At 71.5% G+C, this 19954-nt stretch carries 14 protein-coding genes; 9 read left to right on the plus strand and 5 right to left on the minus strand.

Going from position 1 to position 19954, the window contains the following annotated elements:
• Positions 1-272, minus strand: a 272-nt coding sequence (locus D7X12_RS24650; protein WP_120627728.1) for a LysR family transcriptional regulator, incomplete at its 3' end; no start/stop codon positions are given.
• 101 nt (positions 273-373) lie between these two features.
• On the opposite strand from D7X12_RS24650, the gene D7X12_RS24655 reads away from it, so the two are divergent.
• The 8 genes from D7X12_RS24655 to D7X12_RS24690 all read left to right on the plus strand — a co-directional run bounded on the left by D7X12_RS24655 (position 374) and on the right by D7X12_RS24690 (position 12254).
• Positions 374-2005, plus strand: a complete 1632-nt coding sequence (locus D7X12_RS24655; protein WP_120627729.1) for an acetolactate synthase large subunit — start codon at positions 374-376, stop codon at positions 2003-2005.
• A 33-nt stretch (positions 2006-2038) separates the two neighbouring features.
• Positions 2039-3472: an aldehyde dehydrogenase family protein gene (locus tag D7X12_RS24660; RefSeq protein WP_120627740.1), complete on the plus strand. Its 1434-nt coding sequence runs from the start codon at positions 2039-2041 to the stop codon at positions 3470-3472.
• A 71-nt stretch (positions 3473-3543) separates the two neighbouring features.
• Entirely contained in the window at positions 3544-8373 is a 4830-nt protein-coding gene (locus D7X12_RS24665) for a HEAT repeat domain-containing protein (RefSeq protein ID WP_120627730.1), read from the plus strand.
• 78 nt (positions 8374-8451) lie between these two features.
• Positions 8452-8823: a DUF3060 domain-containing protein gene (locus D7X12_RS24670; protein WP_120627731.1), complete on the plus strand. Its 372-nt coding sequence runs from the start codon at positions 8452-8454 to the stop codon at positions 8821-8823.
• Between the two features lie 116 nt (positions 8824-8939).
• Positions 8940-10085 carry a M48 family metallopeptidase gene (locus tag D7X12_RS24675; RefSeq protein ID WP_120627732.1) on the plus strand — a complete coding sequence of 382 codons (1146 nt, stop codon included), beginning with the start codon at positions 8940-8942 and terminating at the stop codon, positions 10083-10085.
• A 44-nt stretch (positions 10086-10129) separates the two neighbouring features.
• Positions 10130-10783, plus strand: a complete 654-nt coding sequence (locus D7X12_RS24680) for a TIGR00266 family protein (protein WP_120627733.1) — start codon at positions 10130-10132, stop codon at positions 10781-10783.
• A 15-nt stretch (positions 10784-10798) separates the two neighbouring features.
• A complete protein-coding gene (locus tag D7X12_RS24685; RefSeq protein WP_120627734.1) occupies positions 10799-11488 on the plus strand; it encodes a TIGR00266 family protein in 690 nt (229 codons plus the stop codon).
• A gap of 19 nt (positions 11489-11507) precedes the next feature.
• Complete coding sequence (locus tag D7X12_RS24690; RefSeq protein WP_120627735.1) at positions 11508-12254, plus strand: TIGR00266 family protein; 747 nt, start codon at positions 11508-11510, stop codon at positions 12252-12254.
• Positions 12255-12263: 9 nt separating this feature from the next.
• Here D7X12_RS24690 and D7X12_RS24695 read toward each other — a convergent pair whose 3' ends face one another.
• Entirely contained in the window at positions 12264-13184 is a 921-nt protein-coding gene (locus D7X12_RS24695; RefSeq protein ID WP_120627736.1) for a LysR family transcriptional regulator, read from the minus strand.
• Positions 13185-13259: 75 nt separating this feature from the next.
• Between D7X12_RS24695 and D7X12_RS24700 the strand changes: the two genes are divergently transcribed.
• Entirely contained in the window at positions 13260-14261 is a 1002-nt protein-coding gene (locus tag D7X12_RS24700) for an aldo/keto reductase (protein ID WP_120627737.1), read from the plus strand.
• 23 nt (positions 14262-14284) lie between these two features.
• Here D7X12_RS24700 and D7X12_RS24705 read toward each other — a convergent pair whose 3' ends face one another.
• The 3 genes from D7X12_RS24705 to D7X12_RS24715 all read right to left on the minus strand — a co-directional run.
• Positions 14285-14662, minus strand: a complete 378-nt coding sequence (locus tag D7X12_RS24705; RefSeq protein ID WP_158620113.1) for a peptidase inhibitor family I36 protein — start codon at positions 14660-14662, stop codon at positions 14285-14287.
• A gap of 107 nt (positions 14663-14769) precedes the next feature.
• A complete protein-coding gene (locus D7X12_RS24710) occupies positions 14770-17082 on the minus strand; it encodes an AAA family ATPase (protein WP_120627739.1) in 2313 nt (770 codons plus the stop codon).
• Between the two features lie 3 nt (positions 17083-17085).
• On the minus strand, positions 17086-19954 hold a 2869-nt coding region (locus D7X12_RS24715; protein WP_147443794.1), incomplete at its 5' end, for an AAA family ATPase.

A 19954-nucleotide genomic window follows, 5' to 3' on the forward strand; every position in this document is an offset into this window, starting at 1 on the left:
CCCGTGGCGAGCCCCCGCAGCGCCCCCACCGCCGACAGGCCCGCGTTCACGTCCTCCAGCGCGCGGGACGCATAGGTGCGGAACAGCTCCCCCGCCTGCGTCAGCCGCACCCCGGCGCGGGCCCTCTCGAAGAGCGGCGTGCCGACCTCCTCCTCCAGCTGGCGGATCTGCTGCGACAGCGTGGGCTGGGAGATGTGCACCCGCCGCGCGGCACGCCCGAAGTGCAGCGTGTCAGCGACGGCGGAGAAGTAGCGGAGGTGTCGGAGCTCCATGGCGCCATCATAGATGGCATCTATCGGGTCGATGAGAACAAGCGAATGTACGAATCGGTGCCCCCGGGTACATCTTCTTCGTCACGAAGGAGAGGCACCCGATGAAGGCATCCGACTTGTTCGTCAAAGCGCTCGAAGCCGAGGGCGTGCGCTGCGTCTACGGACTTCCCGGCGAGGAGAACCTGGACCTGCTGGAGTCCATGCGCGCCGCCGGCATGCGGCTCGTCGTCACGCGCCACGAGCAGGCCGCCGGCTTCATGGCCGCCACGCAGGGCCGGCTCACCGGGCGCGCGGGCGTGTGTCTCGCGACGCTGGGGCCGGGGGCCACCAACCTCGTCACCGCCGCGGCGTACGCCCAGCTGGGCGCCATGCCCATGGTGATGCTGACCGGTCAGAAGCCCATCAAGGCCAGCAAGCAGGGCCACTTCCAGATCGTCGACGTGGTCGGGATGATGCGTCCCCTCACCAAGTCCACCCGCACGCTCGTCTCCGCGGAGCACGTCCCTTCGGCCGTCCGGGAGGCCTTCCGCCGCGCGGAGGAGGAGCGCCCCGGCGCCACGCACCTGGAGTTGCCCGAGGACGTGGCGCGCGAGTCCACCGACGCCATGCCCCTGTCGCCCGGGGTGTCGCGCAGGCCCGTGGCCGACGAGGCGTCCATCGCCCAGGCGGTGGAGACGCTCGCGTCGGCCCGCCGCCCGCTGCTGATGGTGGGCGCGGGGGCGAACCGCAAGCTCACGTCGGAGATGCTCCGCGCCTTCGTGGACCGCGTGGGGCTGCCCTTCTTCAGCACGCAGATGGGCAAGGGCGTGCTGGATGAGACGCACCCGCTGTGGATGGGCACCGCGGCGCTGTCCGACGGCGACTTCGTCCACCGCGCCATCGAGGCCTCGGACTGCATCCTGAACGTGGGCCACGACGTCATCGAGAAGCCCCCGTTCGTCATGCGGGACGGCCGCCGCACGGTGATCCACCTGAACTTCTCTTCCGCTGAAGTCGACCCCGTGTACTTCCCGCAGGTGCAGGTGACGGGAGACATCGCCAACGCGGTGTGGCGCATCGCGGAGGGCGTGGGCACGCGCTCGCACTGGGACTTCACGCCGTTCGAGCGTTCCCGCGCGGGGCTCGACGCGCAGTTCGTGAGCGGCGCCGCCGATGATCGCTTCCCCATCTACCCCGCGCGGCTCGTCGCGGAGGTGCGGCGCGCGATGCCGGATGACGGCGTCGTGTGCCTGGACAACGGCATGTACAAGCTGTGGTTCGCCCGCTACTACCGCTGCCGCCGGCCCAACACGCTGCTGCTCGACAACGCGCTCGCGACGATGGGCGCGGGCCTGCCGTCCGCCATCGCCGCGAAGCTCGTGCACCCCCGGCGCAAGGTGGTGGCCGTCTGCGGTGACGGCGGGTTCATGATGAACTCGCAGGAGCTGGAGACGGCGGTGCGCCTGAAGCTCGACCTGACGGTGGTCGTGGTGCGCGACGACGGCTACGGGATGATCCGCTGGAAGCAGGGGGAGATGGGCCTGCCTGACTTCGGCATGACGCTGGGCAACCCGGACTTCGTCCGCTACGCGGAAGCCTACGGCGCGCACGGACACCGCCCGACGAGCGCCACCGAATTCGGCGCCACGCTGACGCTCTGCCTGGAGTCGGGCGGCGTGCACGTCATCGACCTGCCCATCGACTACTCGGACACCGCGCGGGCGCTGGGTGCCGGCGCGCTGGTGGAGTCGTGAGCCATGGACACGCGAAAGACAGGGGAGAACACCATGCTGGCTGAACGCTATCCGTACTACCTGGCCAACCGACCCCGGCAGCCCAACGCGGAGCTGGCCGTCACCGACAAGTATTCGGGAGAGGTCGTCACCCGCGTGGCCGTCGCCGACGCGGCGGCCGTGGAGGAGGCCATCGCCGCGGCGGTGCGCGCGACGGGGCCGATGCGGAAGCTGGCCCCCTATGCACGGCAGGAGGTGCTGGAGCACTGCGTGCGCCGCTTCCAGGAGCGGGCCGGGGAGTTCGCGCTCGCGCTCTGCATCGAGGCGGGCAAGCCGCTGCGCGACGCGCGGGGAGAGGTCACCCGCCTCATCGAGACCTTCAAGGCGGCGGCGGAGGAGGCCGTGCGCGGTGGAGGCGAGGTCCTCAACCTGGAGGTGTCGCAGCGCACGGCGGGCTACCGGGGCTTCACGCAGCGCGTGCCCGTGGGGCCGTGCTCCTTCATCACGCCGTTCAACTTCCCGCTCAACCTGGTGGCGCACAAGGTGGCGCCCGCCATCGCCGCGGGCTGCCCCTTCGTCCTCAAGCCGTCGGACCGCACGCCGGTGAGCGCGCTGCTGATGGCGGAGGTGCTCGCGGAGACGGGGCTGCCCGAGGGCGCCTTCTCCGTACTCCCCACGCGCCTGGAGGACGTGGGCCCGTTCATCGAGGACGACCGCTTGAAGCTGCTGTCGTTCACCGGCTCGGAGAAGGTGGGCTGGGACCTGAAGGCCCGTGCGGGCCGCAAGAAGGTGGTGCTGGAGCTGGGCGGCAACGCGGCCTGCGTGGTGGATGCGGATCAGGCCGAGCGCCTGGACTTCGTCGCGGACCGCATCGCCCAGGGCGCGTTCTTCCAGGCGGGGCAGAGCTGCATCTCGGTGCAGCGCGTGCTCGCGCACGGGTCGCTGTACGACGCCCTGCGGGAGCGGCTGATCGCGCGGGCCAAGGCCTTGCGCGCGGGCAATCCCCGGGATGAGTCCACCACGCTCGGGCCCTTGATTGACGAGCCCGCCGCGCGGCGGCTGGAGGGCTGGATCGCGCAGGCCGTGAAGCGCGGTGCGCGGGTGCTGGCCGGGGGAGGGCGGCGCGGCGCGCTGCTCGAGGCCACGGTGCTGGAGGGCGTGCCCGAGGATGAGCCGCTGTGCGCGGAGGAGGCCTTCGGGCCCGTCGTGCTGCTCCAGCCGTTCCGCGACTTCGACGAGGCCCTGCGCCTTGTGAACGACGGCCGCTACGGCCTGCAGGCGGGCCTCTTCACGCAGGACGTGTCGCGGGCGATGCGGGCGTGGGACGAACTGGAGGTAGGCGGCGTCGTCGTGGGGGACGTGCCGAGCTTCCGCGTCGACACCATGCCCTACGGCGGGGTGAAGGGCTCCGGGCTGGGGCGCGAGGGCGTGAAGTACGCCATCGAGGACATGACGGAGCTGCGGCTGCTCGTGCTCCGCCACGGGTGAGTCAGGTCCCGGCGCGGCGGGCGTCCCCTGGGGCATTCCGGGTTTCCACCCGGTCCGTCTAAAAGGGTCCCATGCCTCAGCCCCATCCGGTCGAGCTCACCCCGCACCGCCGCCGCGCGCTCCTCGCACAGCGGCTCCGCACCGAGCGGCTGGCTCCCGCGGAGCTTCGCGCGCTGCTCGCCGGGTCCGAGCCTGAAGAGGTCCACGCCGCGCTGCTGCACCTGCGGCGGCGCCTGGAGCGACTGGAGGGCGGTGACACGCCGGCATCCCTGCTGGAGGCGCTTCCGGAGGCCCTCGGGGCATGTGTCCCCGAGTCGCACGTCCTCCTCACCCAGCTGGCCCGTCTGCTTCCTCCGGAGGTCCCCCTTGAGACGCTGGGGGCCCTCGCGGAGCGGAGGGTGCCGTTCCCCATCGAGGCGGGGGTGGCGTGGCTCGTCACGCAGCTGCTCCGCGATCCCGCGAAGGTGGCCGCACTCCCGGGTGGGGCGCGCGAGCTGCGTGCCGTCCAGCGGCTCTCCCCGGCCGATGCTGCCGACGCGGAGGCGCTGGTTGACGCGCTGTGCGCCCACCGGGATGCGGACATCCAGCGCGAGGGCCTTCGCTTCCTGGGAGAGGCGCTCGGCCTGGGGCTCGTCACGTTGAAGCACGCGCTGGACGTAGTGGTTCGCATGCTCGACGCCACGGACGAGCGGGTGGCGCTCCAGGCCGCGGAGCTGCTCTGCGAGCCGTGGGCGGCGAGGCCGGACCTTGCTTCCTCCCTCCGCCCGTTCCAGAAGTTGCTGGGTCGCTCGGAGCGGCTTGCCCTCGCGTCGCTGCGGGCCCTCGCCCTTCGAGGAGAGGCTGCGGCGCTGCGACTGGTGCTGGAGGACGAGCGGCAGTCGCGCCCGGTGCGGCGCGAGGCCATGGCGTTGCTGGCGCCCTTCGCGGGCCATGAGGAGCTGCGGCTGTCGCTGCACCTCTCGCGGCAGGATCCGCTCTTCTTCGGGCCCACGTGCGCGGGGCTGCTCCAGACGCTCTACCGGCGGGGCGTGCGGTGCGAGCCAGACGATGTCCCCCGCGTGCGTGAGCTGTACCTCTCCAGCCCGGCGGTCGCGCCCGCGGTCATCGCGGAGGTGCTGAGCCTGCGGCAGCGTGAGTACGTGGACCTGCTGGGGACGCTGTCCGCCACGGACGTGGACTCCCCCCGGCACCTCGCGCTCCTGCGGGAGCTGGACGGTCCCGAAGCGCTCGGCCTGCTCCGCGCGCTGCTCGTCCGGCCGGAAGCACGTCCGTTCCGGCCCGAGGTCATCGAGGCGCTCGCACACCAGGGGCACGAAGCCGCCGAGGAGGATCTGCTCGGCTGTTTCGATGCCGAGCCCTGGGCCTGCCTCGATGCGCTCCGCTACCTGGGGGGCGCGCGCACCGTGGAGTTCCTTCGCACGCACCCGGACCTGCCTGCCGCCGCATGGCGCGCCGAGGCGCTCGCCCTGGTGACGGCGCTCGATGACGCCTCGGTGTCCATGCCCTGGCCCGCGGGAACTGGGCCGAGCCGGGAGGTGCTCGCGGGCCTTCAGCCTGTCTACGACGATGCGGCCTTCGCCGAGGTCGCCCGCATCGCCGAGCAATCGCAGCATCCGTTGAGGCTCCAGGCCGTTGGCCAGCTCGGGAGCGAGGCCCGACGGCGTGCGCTCGTACCGCTGGGGGAGCTGCTGCTCGACGCGGACGAGCAAGTCCGGTCCGCCGCGCAGCAGGCGATTGCCAGGGTGGGGCGTGGGCTCCACGCCAGCGGCCGCGTGCGTCCGAACGCTCGAAGCGGCTCGGCTCCAGGGGAGCTGTGGGCCCACGCGGGCGGAGACGTCCGAGCCGCGGAGCCGCGTGAGGTTCATGTCAGCAGCCGCGTGCATCCCTCCGGGCTGAGCGCCTTCGCCTCGGGAGACGACGCCAGCGCGCGGGTCCTCACGGAGTGTCTGCTGGAGCAGCTCCAGCAACCGGGCTTGAGTGACGCGCAGCTGGAGCGGGTGCTGGGACAGCTCGTCGGCCGGAAGCATCCGGTGCTCGCGCGACGGCTGCGGCGCTTCCTCCGTCATGAGAGCGTGCAGGTGCAGAAGCTCGCGCTGGAGTGTCTCGCGCAGTCCGGAGACTCGCGGGCCGTGGCGTGGCTGGTGCCCTTCGCGCGCTCGGAGGACATCTATCGTCTGCGGCAGGCGCTCAGCGGCCTGGGCGCGTTCAAGGTGGAGTGGGCGGTGCCCCTGCTCACGGCGGGGCTCGCCCACCCCAACATGAACATCAAGAAGACCGCCGCCGAGGCGCTCGTGAACGCGGGCCCCGGCGGGCCGCCGCCCATCGGGGTGTTGCTCGGTTGGCTCCGACGCCACGACAATCCGGGCCTGCGCGAGTCCCTCGTCCGTGCGCTCCGTGCCGCCTGCGGGCGGGGCTCTGTGGCGACCGTGCTCGATGCACTCCAGGACGCTGGCTCGCCTCGTGAGCAGGAGCTGTTGTGCGAGGCGCTCTCCGGTGTGCTGCCGCCCCAGGCGCTCGTGGCGCTCCTGCGGCGGGGCGCGCCTTGCGCGAAGGTGCTGAACGATGCGGTCCACAGCGGAGTCCTGGAGCTCTCCCTGGAAGCGCGCGAGACGCTGGAGGTGCTGCTGCGCCGCCACGGCCTGACGCACCAGCTTCCGGCCACGTCCGATGATCCCGACCAGGCAAGGCTCCTGCGTGAGCGACGGCTGGACGCGGACCTGGCGTGGATGGATGACGTCCTGTCGTCCGGGGACGCGACCCGGCTCGAAGCGGTGGAGGAGGACTTCGCGAAGCGGTTCTCGGCGGCGGTCACCGCGGGCCTCACGGACACGCGGGCGGCCCTCCTGAGGCGGCACCTCGATGCGATCCGCGCCCTGCTGGACAGCTCCAGGTCCTCCTTGCGGCGACTGTCGCTCGGCCTGCTGACGGCGCTCGCGGAGGGGGTGTCCGAGCCCGAGCGGGTCGGGACGCTCGCGGACATCCGACGTGCGTGGGCGTCCGCTCGCATCGAGCCTCACGAGGCGCTCGCCGTGCTGCACCGGCTGGGGGGCGCGCCTTCGCTGGAGGAGGCTCGCACGGCTTCCGCGCTCCCGGATGAGCGCCTGGCGCTCTGGGGAGCGGAGCACCTCATCCTCGGGGACGCGCTGTACGGCCCGGAGGTGATGAAGGCGATGAACCAGGCGCGCCTGCCCTCGGTGCGACGGTTCTTCGTTCCATATGCGCTGCGGGAGGTGCCACCGCTCAAGGTGCTGGCAGCCGCGGCGCAGGACCCGCACGCGGACCTGCTGGAGGCCATCCGGAAGGAGTGGGACGCGCGCGTTCCGGAGGAGCGGCTGCTCGCGGTGCTGGCAGACGCCGCGAAGTCAGCGACGTCCCCGCATGTCGCGACCCTCGTGCGGTGGATTGCGGAAATCGGAACGGAAGCGGCGCGCGCGGCGCTGCGGCAACTCGCGCGCCATCAGGACCGGGGGCTCGCCCTCGCGGCGCTCGCGGCGCTGAGGACTGCGGGGTCGGAGGAGGACGAGGCGCTGCTCGTCGACCTGCTGTCCCAGGCCCACGTCGAGGTTCGCCGGGTGGCCGCGGAACAGCTCTGGCAGGTGCGGGGCCTGCCTCGCCTCCAGTCGCTGCTCGACACGCTCGGCGACGCGCGTCCGCTCCGGTGGGTGCCTCCAGGGGCCGTGGACCGGCACGACCTGGAAGCATTGCGTGCGCAGCTTGGCTCCCTGGAAGAGGGATTGGAGGCCGAGGCCTGGTTGGAGTCGCTGCTCCAGTGGCTCGTCGGGCTGACTCCGGAGCCGCGCCTGATGCCGGCCCAGGTCCTGATCCTGCTGGACGTGTGGCGGATGGACCGGGGCCGTTCGGGGAAGATGGCGGCGGACGGGATCCGCAGAATCCCGTCCAAATGGGTGCTGCCCTTCGCCCTGCCGATGCTGCGCGAAGGCCACACCGCGGTGCTCGAGGTCCTCTCGATTGCCACGGTGTGGGGCCCCGAGTTGATGGCGTTGTTCCAACAGGCACGGGGCCTGGGCAGGAAGCACTTCCTGGAATGGCTCCCGCGGGGAGCCTCCGTGCAGGGCAGCGAAGGCCGGAAGCTGGAGGACACGCTCTTCCACATCGTCCACGAGGACGACGAACATCGCGACACGGCGTTGCAGGTCCTCGGGGGACTCGCGGTCTGGGGACACCGCGACGGTGCCGTCCGTTTGGGAGGCGCGCTCATCGAGCTCGCGAACCGGAAGGACGACGCCCAGGCCCTCGCGGCCCTGTCGCGAGGCCTCGAGCGCCAGGGCCCGGAGGTGCGAGTCGCGCTGCTTGCGCGGGTGACCACGCCGGCATTGCGCACGGACGTCGTCACCGCGCTCGCACCCCTTGTGCTGGAGGACCCCTCGCTCGAGAAGAGCCTCACCGCCGACATGATGCGCGACGTGGAGCGGAGGCTGGAGACACTGGCCTGGGAGGTGCCGGAGCCCGAGCTGAAGGCGCTGAAGTGGATGGCGCATCGCCGGGCGCCTCACGTCGTCGAACGACTGACGGGGCTGCTGGCCCACCGCAAGTCCCCGGTGCGCCTGCATGCGCACCGGCTGCTGAAGGACCTGGTGCCGCGTGAGCAGTACCTGGAGCTGACGCGCGGGTTGCTCGGGGACGCGGAGGCCGGGCACGTCGTCCGGGCCCTCCGGACGCTTGCCTTCGGCGGACACCTTCCGGCGGTGGCGGAGGTGGCGGCGCTGCTGCACGACCGGCGCAATCCGGTGGCGCGTGCGGCGATGGACGGCTTGCTCGTCATGGGGGAAGCCGCGCTGCCCCTCCTTCGCGGTGAGCTGGCCCAGGCCCGCCCGGATCGCCGCGCGCTGCTCGTCCAGGTCATCTCGAGCCTGGAGTCGCGCGGCAGGATGAACCGTTGAATTTCTTCACCCTCCGTCACGTAGACGGAGCCGTGCGGTGCTAGATCCGGCCCCGCCTCTCTCCAGGAGCATCAACGGATGAACAAGAAGCTCGGTACGGCAGTGTTCATGATGGTGGCCTGTGCCTTCGGCCCGATGACGGCCGCCGCGGAGGACGACTCGGCGGATGAGGGCAACATCGAAGTCACGGGCGCTGGCGAGACCGCGACCCACGCCTGCACGGCGAATAGCACGGTGGAGATCACCGGCTCGTCCAACACGGTCACGCTGACCGGCGAGTGCAAGAGCGTCATCGTGAGCGGCTCCAGCAACAACGTGAAGGTGGAGGCCACCCGCTCCATCGAGGTGACGGGGATGTCCAACACCGTCACCTGGAAGCGCAGCGTGGGCAAGTCGAAGCCGAAGGTCAGCCGCACCGGCATGGGCAACAAGGTCACCCAGGAGAAGTAGTCGTCGGACCGCGTGCCCGCTTCGTCACGGAAGCGGGCACGCGGGCATGGGCTCCTGCCTCCGTGCAGCTCTTTCCCGGAGTCACTGGGAGGGCGCGGCTGATAAGGTGCGCGCCCATGATGTCAGGCTCCAGTTTTCAGGGGGGACTCTTCAGCGACGAGGTACCGGGCAAGCGTGCCGGCGCGACGATGCGCCTGGGCGTGAACGGCATCGACGCGGAGACCCAGGATGGGCAGTCCTTCTCCCTTCCCTATGCGCAGTGCCGACTCGAGATGGGCGGCGCCAGCGGACGGATGGTCTTCTGTCATTCGCCCCATCGCACCCTGACGCTCTTCTGCGAGGATCCGGCGTTCCTCCCGGCGCTGGGCGAAGCGGGACGCGGGCAGCTCGCGGAGCAGGTGTCACAGCTCACGCAGGAAGTCCGCCGCGCGCGCAAGCAGTCGATGCTGCGGGGCGTCCTCGGGCTCCTCGTCGTCGTCCTCATCGGCTACGGCGTGTACCGGGGCTTCGCGGGCGTGACCGCCAACTCCATCGAAGCACTGCCCATCGCCATCGATGAGAAGGTGGGCAAGCTCGCGATGGAGTCGATGGACCTCGAGGGCCCGAAGGTCACCGACCCCGTGCTCGTCCAGGCAGTCGACGAGATCATGTCGCGGCTGAAGCCCCACGCGGGCACGGCAGGGATGAACTTCGAGGTCACCATCGTCGATGCCCCCCTCGTCAACGCGTACTGCCTCCCCGGTGGGCAGATCGTCCTCTTCACGGGCCTTCTCAAGGCCGCGAAGTCGCCCGAGCAGGTCGCCGGGGTCCTTGGGCATGAGATGGCCCACGCGACCCTGCGCCACGGCCTCAAGCGCATCGCGAACTCGCTGGGCGTGATTGCCGCGGTGAACCTGCTGCTCGGAGACACCAGCGGCCTGGTCGCCGTCGCCGTCGAGCTTGCCCAGCACGGCCTGCTGACCCGCCATGACCGGGAGCAGGAGACCGCGTCGGACGTCGAGGCGGTGCGGATGATGGCGGCGGCGGGGCTCGCCCCCACCGCGCTCGCGGACTTCTTCGTCATCATGGAGAAGGACGGTGGGGACGTGCCCGGCGCCATCGCGTGGCTGTCCTCCCACCCGCAGCTCGTGGAGCGGCAGAAGGAGATCCGCCAGCGCTCGGAGAAGCTCGGCGCCATCGAGCAGCGCCCCTTCAAGCTCGACTGGGAGCAGGTCTCCCGGCACGCGAAAGAACCCGGGAAGGCGAAGGACGCGAAGCCCTGAGCCGCCCCCGCAGTCTTCACCCCTGAAACAACCAAGGAACGTGGATGGACGCAGAGATCCGCAACAGACCTTCTTTCGCCAACGTGCGGGTACACCTGCGCGCCGGAGAGGGGCTCATCGCCGAGGCCGGCGCGATGGCCAGCATGAGCCCCACCCTCCAGATGCGCGCACGCATGGCGGGTGGGTTCCTCAGTGCCTTCGCCCGCCGCGCCTTCGGCGGCGAGTCCTTCTTCATCAACGAGTTCGCCACCGACACCGAGGGCGAGGTCGTCCTCACCCAGTCCTACCCGGGCGACATCACCTCCGTCACGCTCCAGGGCACGTCGCTGATGCTGCAGCCGGGCGCCTTCCTGGCCTGTGCGCCGGGGGTGAAGCTGGGCGTCGGCTGGGCGGGGCTCGCGAGCTTCGTCGGCAGCGAGGGGCTCTGCCGCCTCAAGGCCTCGGGGACGGGGCAGCTCTGGTTCGGCGCCTACGGCGGCATCATCGAGCGGGAGCTGGACGGTGAGCTCATCGTCGACAGCGGCCACCTCGTGGCCTACGAGCCGACGCTGTCGCTCAGCATCGGGCTCGCGGGCGGAATCTTCTCCAGCATCTTCTCCGGCGAAGGACTCATCACGCGCGTCCGGGGCCGCGGGAAGATCTACCTCCAGTCGCGCGCCCTCGAAGGGCTCGCCGGCTGGGTCAACTCGCATCTGTAGGCCGACGGAGACACCATGCAGATTGAAATCACCAACCGTCCGGCTTCCTCCGTGGCCCGCATCCAGCTCCAGGAGGGCGAGACCGTCACCTGCGAAGTGGGCGCGATGATCGCCATGAGCACCCACCTCGTCGTGGAGACCTCCTCCGCGAAGAAGGGCGGAGGCGGCGGCTTCGTCTCCGGCCTCAAGCGACTGGTCTCCGGAGAGAACTTCTTCCTCAACCACTTCACCGCGCAGGCGGCGGACCAGGAGATCATCCTCGGGCCCGGCCTGCTCGGGGACATCGCCCGGCATCGCCTCCAGTCCGGGCACCTCGTCGTGCAGGGTTCGAGCTGGCTTGCCTCCGACCCCGGCATCCAGATCGACGCCACGTTCCAGGGCATCGGCAAGGCGCTCTTCTCCGGGGAGAGCGTCTTCTGGGTGAAGTGCAGCGGCACCGGCGACGTGCTCCTCAGCAGCTTTGGCGCCATCTACGAGGTGCATGTGGACGGCGAGTACATCGTCGACACCGGCCACATCGTCGCCTACGAGGACACGCTCCAGTTCCAGATGGACAAGGCGTCGAAGAGCCTCATCGGCAGCTTCCTCGGTGGCGAGGGGCTGGTCTGCAGGTTCAAGGGCCGCGGCAAGCTGTACTGCCAGAGCCACAATCCGCCGAGCTTCGGACAGGCGCTCGGCCCCCTGCTCACGGCGCGTTCGGGCTGAAGGCGCGAGGACACACACCATGCAAGATCAAGCGATTGCCGTCCGCGGCCCCACTTCCCTCGCGACCCAGGCCCTCCACCACGACATCTCCCTGCGCCCGGACTTCGCGCTGCTCTCCGTGCAGCTCCAGCAGGGCCAGAAGATCCACGCGGAGCCCTCCGCGATGGCGACGATGTCGCCCACCATCGAGCTCAAGGCCGGGATGCGCGGCGGGGTGGGGCGCTCGCTCGGGCGGATGCTCGGGGGCGAGAGCCTCATCGTCAACACGTTCACCGCGAAGCACGGCGCGGGCGGGTTGGACCTCGCCCCGGCCTCGCCCGGCGACGTCGTGCACTACCGGCTCCAGGGCAACAGCCTGATGCTCCAGCGAGGCTCCTTCCTCGCGCACAGCGACGGCGTGGAGCTCACCGGCAAGTGGCAGGGCGCGAAGGGCTTCTTCAGCGGCGAGGGGCTCGTGCTGCTCAAGGCCTCCGGAAGCGGCGACCTCTTCTTCAACTCGTACGGCGCCATCCTCGAAATCGACGTGACGGACGGCTACCTGGTCGACACCAGCTACGTCGTCGCCTTCGAGGACACGCTCCAGTACACGGTGTCGGTGGTCCCCGGGCTGCGTCCCGGCTCCAAGCTGAAGACGCTGTTCTTCGGCGGGGAAGGGCTCGTCTGCCGCTTCAGCGGCCGGGGCAAGGTCTGGATTCAAACGCGCACCGCCGCGCCGTTCCTGAAGTGGGTCCATCCGTTCCGGCCCGTCCAGCGCTCGGGGAGCTGAAGTCGGCGCTCAGGCCTGGTGCCAGAGCTCCTTCGTCACCTGCACCAGGCGGTCGCGGATGAAGCGGATGGCTTCGTCATCCTCGACCGCCGCCCTCCAGAGCAACTCCAGGGGCGTGCCCTGCAGCGCGAAGGGCACGCCCGTCGTTCGTAGGTGTGGGCGCAGCCGGAGGATGTCGCGCGCGACCAGCACCGGCACCGTGGCGAGCAGGGCGCTGCCATCCACCAGGGCCCCGATGCTCTGGAAGGTGGGCACCGACACCCGCACCCGGCGCTGGATGTCGAAGTGGTCCTCCACGACGCCGCGCAGGTCGCCGTTGTACGAGACGATGACGTGCTCGTGCTCTAGGTAGCGCTCCAGGCTGAGGCGCTTGCCGACGCGCGCGTGACGCGGATCAAACAGGCACACGAAACCCCCGTTGAAGAGCTCCAGGCGCCGGGTGCCGGCGGGCAGCTCGTCCGCCACCGTCACCGCGAGGTCCACCGTGGAGTTCGTCAGGGCCGGCACCACGGTGCGGAACTGCACGGGCAGCACCACCAGGCGCATGAGCGGCGCTTCCCTGGCGAGGATGCGGAGCAGGGGAGGAATCAGCCAGGCCTCCGTCACGTCCGACAGGCCCAGGCGCACCGTCCGCTCGCTCGTCTTCGGGTCGAACGTCACCGGTGAGAGGGTGGCTTCGACCAGCGCTCCCAGGTGTGGCTTCGCCGAGGCCAGCAGGCGCTCGCCGCGCGTGCTCAGCGCAAGCCCCCGCCCCGAGCGGACGAAGAGGGGCGCCCCCACCGTGGATGCGAGCCGCTTCAGCGCCGCGCTCACCGCGGGCTGCGTGAGGTAGAGGCGATCCGCCGCCGCCGTGACGCTGCCTGTCTCCGCCACCACGACGAAGACGCGGAGCAGGTTGAGGTCCAGGTTCCTTCCATAGATGTCATTCATGATTGAGATACATCCTATTCAATGGATTTCAGCATGGCGAATGATGAATCTCTCCTCACACGAAGGGGACGACACATGGCCACGCAAGAGACGAAGCAGGCGCAGCGCACGGTGAAGCTGGGTTCCACGGGCCCGGAGGTATTCCCGCTCGGGCTGGGGTGCATGGGCATGTCGGGCATGTACGGCGCGACGGATGACGTGGAGAGCGTGCGCACCATCCAGGCCGCCATCGACCGGGGTGTCACGCTGCTCGACACCGGGGACTTCTACGGGATGGGCCACAACGAGCTGCTCGTGGGGCGGGCCATCGCGGGCCGCAGGGAGCGCGTCCAGGTGTCGGTGAAGTTCGGTGCGCTTCGCGGTCCGGACGGCAGCTGGATGGGCATGGACATGCGGCCCGCCGCGGTGAAGAACTTCGCGGCCTACAGCCTGAAGCGGCTGGGCGTGGACGTCATCGACATCTACCGCCCCGCGCGGTTGGACCCGGCCGTCCCCATCGAGGACACCATCGGCGCCATCGCGGACCTCGTGAAGGCCGGCTACGTGCGCCACATCGGGCTGTCGGAGATGGGCGCGGACACCATCCGCCGCGCGCACCGCGTGCACCCCATCGTGGACCTCCAGATTGAGTACTCGGTGGCGAGCCGCGGCCCCGAGGACGCCATCTTCCCCGTGCTCCACGAGCTGGGCATCAGCGCGACGCTCTACGGCGTCCTGTCGCGAGGGCTCCTGACGGGGAGCAAGCCCCAGGGGAAGGGCGACTTCCGCGCGTACCTGCCGCGCTTCAGTGGCGCCAACGGCGAGAAGAACCAGGACAGCGTGGCCGCGCTCCAGCGCTTCGCCCAGGAGCGTGGGATGACGCCCGGCCAGCTCGCGATCGCCTGGGTGCTCGCGCGCCAGCCGGCCTTCGTTCCCGTGGTGGGGGCGAAGACGCAGGCGCAGCTGAACGACGCGCTGGGCGCGCTGAACCGGCCGCTGTCGAAGGCGGATGTGACGGCCCTGGAGTCGCTCGTGTCGATTTCCGGCGACCGCTACGGGGCGGAGCAGATGCACCACCTCGACAGCGAGCGCCGGTAGCCGCGCCGGAGCGTTGCGGCAGGTCAGTACACCCAGACGCTCTTCGGGTGGTACCCCAGGCTGCTGACGGAAGTATTGGGGTCGATGGGGTGCGGGCCTCCGTCGCAGTCCTCATTGAAGAACAGGGACGCGGTGTCCCCGTTCGTGTTGATGACTGAGTTCACCCGTCCCTCCCAGCCGTGCTCCGTGAGGCTCACGCACACGCCGACGCCCGGGGTGAGCGAGCGGACGTTCCAGACCGCGCCCGTGAAGTCCGTGCCCTCGAAGAGGCAGAGGACGCCCGAGAAGGGGCAGGGTGAGTCGGTGTCCTCGGCCGCCGCGACCGTGGGCGTCAGCAGCAGCGAAGCCGCCGCCAGTCCTGTGAGCCAGTAGTGCACCATGGATCCTCCTTTGCCCGTCATGGGCAGGTTCCGTTGTGGGTGACGGACCGGAGGATAGGGAGCATTACGGCAAAAGCAGGGATTTTGGGTGTTGCAGTGAGGTGCCTGACATTGGCCGGCAATGACTCTCATGTCATTGCAGGCGTCCGGGAAAGTTCCACCGTTCCGTCCGTCCCCATGCGCAGCAGCACCTGTGCGGGCGGGGCGCTCGCGTGCCCCGCGAGCCACTGCGCCAGCCGCGTCACCACGTGCTGCTCCACCGCGCGCTTCAGGGGCCGGGCGCCGTAGCGCGCGTCGAAGCCGGTGCGCGCCAGGTGCTCCACCACGTCCTCTCCAAAGGACACCTTCACGCCGCGACGGGTGAGCCCCTCGCGCGCCAGGGCCGCCTCCAGCGTGCGCCGCGCCAGGGCCCGGATGACGTCCGGGGTGAGGGGCCGGTAGGGCACCACCTGATCCAACCGGTTGAGCAGCTCGGGCCGGAAGAAGGCAGTGGCGGCGCCCAGGTAGTGCTGCTCCAGGTCGCGCACGCTGCCTCCGCCGAAGCCGAGCGAGCGCCCCGCGCTGTCCGCGCCCAGGTTGCTCGTGAGCAGCACCACGGTGTTGCGGAAGCTGACGGTGCGGCCGGTGCCGTCCGTGAGGCGTCCCTCGCCCAGCACCTGCAGCAGCAGGTCATGGACGCCCGCGTCCGCCTTCTCCACCTCGTCCAGCAGCACCACGCCGAAGGGCTGCTCGCGCACGCGCCGGGCGAGGCCGCCCTGCTGGCCACCTCCCTCGCCCACGAGCCGCGCCGCGCTGCCCGGCGCCGCGTACTCCGCCATGTCGAAGCGGGCCAGCCGGGCCGTGTCGCCGAAGAGGTACTCCGCCAGCGCGAGCGCGGACTCCGTCTTGCCCACGCCGGTGGGGCCCAGCAGCAGGAAGGCACCCAGCGGGCGGGACGGATCCGCGAGCCCCGTCTTCAGCGTGACGATGAGGTTGCGCAAAAGCAGCGTCGCCTCGTCCTGTCCGACGATGCGCTCGCGGAAGCGCCGCAGCAGGGCCTCCGGATCCAGGCGCACGGACGTGTCCACCAGCTCTCGCGGGTAGCCGGTGCGCGTGCAGAAGGACTGCGTCACCCCGGCCGCGTCCACCTCGCCGGTGGAGGAGGGCTGGGTGCTGGCCGAGCGCAGCAGCGCCACCGCGCCACCGGGCGCCGGGCCGTCTCCGAAGCGCTCCGTCAGCTCGGCGGCGCGCTCCAGCGAGTCCGGGGTGAAGCGCACCTTGCGCGCGCGGGCCACCCGCTGCGAGGCCTGCTGGAGCGCGGTGCGCGCGGCCCCGGTGGACAGCGGCGCCACCGACAGGTGCCGCAGCGCCTGCAGGAAGGTCCCGTGCGTCCGCTCCGCGCGGGCCACGTCCTCCGGCGTGGCCTCCAGCACCAGCGCCACCTCTCCGCTCTCCAGTGCTGGCAGCAGGTGCCGCGCCACGTCCAGGCCGGTGTCACCGCCACCCAGCGAGAGCAGCTCCGACAGGCTGTCCAGGTGCAGCACCGCGCGGCGCACGCGCAGCGCCTCCACCATGCGCTGCACGCGCTCCTGCCACTGCCCCAGGTAGCGCATGCCGGCCATGATGCGACCGCCCGACGTGCTGTAGACCTCCAGCCCGTGCAGGGGATGGCCCGCCGCGGCCCCTTCCGCGCGCTGCACCAGTTCGTGCACCAGCGCCGTCTTGCCCACCGAGGACGGGCCCACCAGCAGCACGCTGGCTCGGGTACCCGCGGTGACGGCCTCGGCGAGCCGGGCCACCTCCGCGTCGCGCTCCCACGCACGCTCCAGCAGTCCGGCGCGCGCCTCCTCGTTGAGACAGCGGCTGGCCTCCGCGAGCCCGGCGGGCGGAGGCACGCGCTTCGACTGCTTCGAGGACTGCTCGTCAGCGCGGGCCTTCTGCGTCTGCTTCACGCGCGCCGGCACGGACAGCGTCTCCACCGACTCCTCGCCCACGTACGCCAGCCCGTGCAGGCGCTCCAGCGGCGCGAGGTACAGCTCGTGGCGGACCAGCTCCTCCACGTAGGACTCCAGGTCCGCCGTGTCATGCAGCGTGCCCGCCACGCCCACGCGCGGCACCCACACCCGCAGCGGTCCCTTCGTCGCGTCGCCCTTGCGCGCGGCCCGGGCCCCGCCCCGGCCGCCGTGGGTCACCACCGTCAGGCGCAGCGGCACGGGCAGCAGCCGCCCGTGCTGCATGGCGCGCACGGTCAGCGCCATGCGGCGCTGGCGGAGGTCCTCCCAGTGCGTCACCTCGTCCCACAGCTCGCCGCGGCGAAGGAGGCGGCCCACCACCTCCGCCAGGTCCAGCCGCGCGGTGTTCAGGTCGCTGGCGAACGACGCCAGGTGCGGGTGTGTCAGCACGTGGGCCGCCACGCCCACTCCCGGGTAGCGCCGCACGAAGAGGTGGAAGTTCTTGTCCATGACTCAGCCCTCCTTCCGGGCCGCGTGCCGCAGCACGCAGCCGGCCCACGCGAGCGCGTCCGACGGCGTGCGCCGGCTCGCCAGGTGCACCAGCGCGCTCTCGCTTCCCTCCACCACCGCGCGGCCCCGGCCCTGCTCGCGCGCCGTCCCCGCACGCCGCGCCTCTCGCTCCGTCGCGCGCACCGCATCCCTCGCGGCCACCGCCCGGGACACGTCGTCCAGCAGGCCCGCGTCGCCGTCCAGCAGCTCCACGCGCACGGGCGCCGGGCGCACCAGGTCGCCCCGCAGCAGCTCCACCAGCGCGTAGCCCTCCAGCGGCGTGAGCACCTCCGCGAGCCCGAAGGTCGTGAGGCTCACGGCGATGCGCCGCACCCGCACCCCGGCCGGACGCTGCGAACCGGGTGCCGCCCAGGCGATGCGACCGTCCGGCTCCACGCGCTCCTCGTGCACCGCCGCGCGCCCCAGCGCCTGCGGCAGCGCGCGCACCACCGCCTCCAGCGCGGACACGGGCGTGTCACCCAGCCCCTCGATGAGCACGACCCGCACGTCCGGACCGCGCTCGCGGCAGGCCAGTTGATGCGCGAGCCACTCCGTCTCATCCCGCAGGTTCATCACCCGCGGACGGCAGCGACGCAGCCGCTCCTCGCGGGTCACCGGCAGCGGCACGGAGGCATAGGCGGGCCGGGCCCGGAGGCCGCCACGCCCGGGGTTGCGGCTCCAGTCGTAGCCGCGTGAGATCTCCTTGGGCACCGCCTCTTCCGTCTCCAGGAAGTCGCGCTCCGCCAGCTCGTTCTCCCGGATGTCCACGGCCTCCGCGCGCAGGCGCTCCAGCCGCTCTCCCAGCTCCGCCTCCTCCGGGCTCCCCTCCGGGGCGAAGAGCGCGTCCAGCCGGGCCGCGGTCTCCTCCAGCACCCGCGACACGTCCGCCAGCGTCCAGGCCGCGGGGTCCGCCTCTGGCGCCCAGGCCGGCTCGCGCGCCATCAGCTCCACGGACAGGCCCATGTCCTCGCCCCGGCGGAACAGCTCCACCCGGGCCAGGTCCTCGGCGCCGCGCCGCACCAGGTGGTGGGCCAGGGGCACCGTGAGGCGCCGCTCCAGCGCGCGCTTGAGGGGACGCGCGCCGTAGCGCGGGTCATAGGCCTGCTCCACGAGCAGGTCCAGGAGCGCGGGCTCCACCTCCACCAGCACGTTGCCGCGGCGGATGCCCCGGCGCGACAGCAGCGACTCCAGCGCGTGCTCCACCACCACGCGCAGCGCCGCGGGCGTCAGCGGGCGGAAGGGCACCACCCGGTCCAGCCGGTTGAAGAACTCCGGGCGGAAGAAGGCGCGCACCGACGACAGGTAGTGCGCCTCCGCGCTGTCCGCCGTGCGGTGGAAGCCCGTGCGGGCCGCGGCCTCGCGCACGCCCAGGTTGGACGTCAGCACCACCACCGCCTGGCGCGCGTCCACCGTGCGGCCCGCGCCGTCCGTCAGCCGCCCCTCGCCGAGGAACTGGAGCAGGGCATCGAAGATGCGCGGGTGCGCCTTCTCCACCTCGTCGAAGAGCACCACGCAGAACGGCTGGGTGCGCAGCGCCGTCGTCAGCTCGCCATCCGGCGCGCCCGGCATGCCGAGCAGCCGGGTGATGCTGGCCGCGGACACGAACTCCGACATGTCGAATCTCACCAGCCGCCCCTCGCTGCCGAAGAGGGTGCGCGCCAGGGCCTTGGCCGTCTCCGTCTTGCCCACGCCGGTGGGGCCCACGAAGAGGTAGGTGGCCAGCGGCTTGTCCGGCGGCTGCAACGAGCGCTGCAGCGTGAGGATGGCATCCACCACCGCGGACACCGCCTCCGGCTGGCCCGCCACCTGCGCCGCCAGCTCGCGCTCCAATTCGTCGCGTGTCTTCGGCGGCGCGCTGCCCAGCACGAAGTCCGGCAGGCCCGTCTGCTCGCGCATGGCGGAGGTGACGTCCTCCTGCTTGAAGCGGCGCACGCCGCCTTCCTCCGTGCCGGGCCGCGACACCACCCGGCGCAGCAGCCGGACGGCCTTGCCCGGGAAGGCCTCATGCGCGACGAAGCGCTGCTGCAAGTCCAGCAGCGTCTCCAGCGCCAGGGGGGACAGCCGCACCGCGCCCGCGTGGCTCGCGGCCTCCAGCTCGCGCAGCGTGCCCAGGAGCGCGGGCAGCGTGGCGCGCGCGTCCAGCGCGGGCACGTGCACCACGCGGAAGAGGGACGCGAAGGTGGGGGCCTCCTCGCGCACGCGCTCGAAGCGCTCCGGCGTGGACTCGGCCAGCACCGTCAGCTCGCCGCGCGCCAGGTGCGGCTCCAGGTACTGCGCCACGTTGGTGCGCTCGTTGTGGGTGCGCCCCGCGTAGACGAGCGAGGCCAGGTCGTCCACGTAGAGCAGGTCGCCCACCTCCACCAGCTCCTGCACCACGCCGCGGGCGCGGGCCTCCCACTGGCCCACGTACATCATGCCCGCGATGAACTGGTTGCCGTCCACGCGCCACACGTCGCGCCGGGTGCCCGCGGCGTCCTGCCGCGCGGTGAGGCGGCTGACGGCCTCGTGCACCAGCGCTGTCTTTCCGGAGCCTGGAGGGCCCACGAGGACGATCGCGGCGCCCTCGCGTCCCTCCAGCGCGTCCACCACTTCCCGCACCAGCGCCTCACGGCCGTAGCACCGCTCCAGGGCTCCGTCCCGCGCGCCATGGCTCAGGTTGCGCGCCACCGCGCGCAGCTCCACGAGCGACAGGCGGCGGCGGTTGCGGCGGGCCTCCCACTGGCCCACGTACATCATGCCCGCGATGAACTGGTTGCCGTCCACGCGCCACACGTCGCGCCGGGTGCCCGCGGCGTCCTGCCGCGCGGTGAGGCGGCTGACGGCCTCGTGCACC

It is taken from the genome of Corallococcus sicarius (assembly GCF_003611735.1).
GTDB lineage: Bacteria > Myxococcota > Myxococcia > Myxococcales > Myxococcaceae > Corallococcus > Corallococcus sicarius.

Coding starts and splice junctions, on each gene's coding strand:
- D7X12_RS24655 (WP_120627729.1), top strand. CDS start 374: ATGAAGGCATCCGACTTGTTCGTCAAAGCGCTCGAAGCCGAGGGCGTG.
- D7X12_RS24660 (WP_120627740.1), top strand. CDS start 2,039: ATGCTGGCTGAACGCTATCCGTACTACCTGGCCAACCGACCCCGGCAG.
- D7X12_RS24665 (WP_120627730.1), top strand. CDS start 3,544: ATGCCTCAGCCCCATCCGGTCGAGCTCACCCCGCACCGCCGCCGCGCG.
- D7X12_RS24670 (WP_120627731.1), top strand. CDS start 8,452: ATGAACAAGAAGCTCGGTACGGCAGTGTTCATGATGGTGGCCTGTGCC.
- D7X12_RS24675 (WP_120627732.1), top strand. CDS start 8,940: ATGATGTCAGGCTCCAGTTTTCAGGGGGGACTCTTCAGCGACGAGGTA.
- D7X12_RS24680 (WP_120627733.1), top strand. CDS start 10,130: ATGGACGCAGAGATCCGCAACAGACCTTCTTTCGCCAACGTGCGGGTA.
- D7X12_RS24685 (WP_120627734.1), top strand. CDS start 10,799: ATGCAGATTGAAATCACCAACCGTCCGGCTTCCTCCGTGGCCCGCATC.
- D7X12_RS24690 (WP_120627735.1), top strand. CDS start 11,508: ATGCAAGATCAAGCGATTGCCGTCCGCGGCCCCACTTCCCTCGCGACC.
- D7X12_RS24695 (WP_120627736.1), bottom strand. CDS start 13,184: ATGAATGACATCTATGGAAGGAACCTGGACCTCAACCTGCTCCGCGTC.
- D7X12_RS24700 (WP_120627737.1), top strand. CDS start 13,260: ATGGCCACGCAAGAGACGAAGCAGGCGCAGCGCACGGTGAAGCTGGGT.
- D7X12_RS24705 (WP_158620113.1), bottom strand. CDS start 14,662: ATGACGGGCAAAGGAGGATCCATGGTGCACTACTGGCTCACAGGACTG.
- D7X12_RS24710 (WP_120627739.1), bottom strand. CDS start 17,082: ATGGACAAGAACTTCCACCTCTTCGTGCGGCGCTACCCGGGAGTGGGC.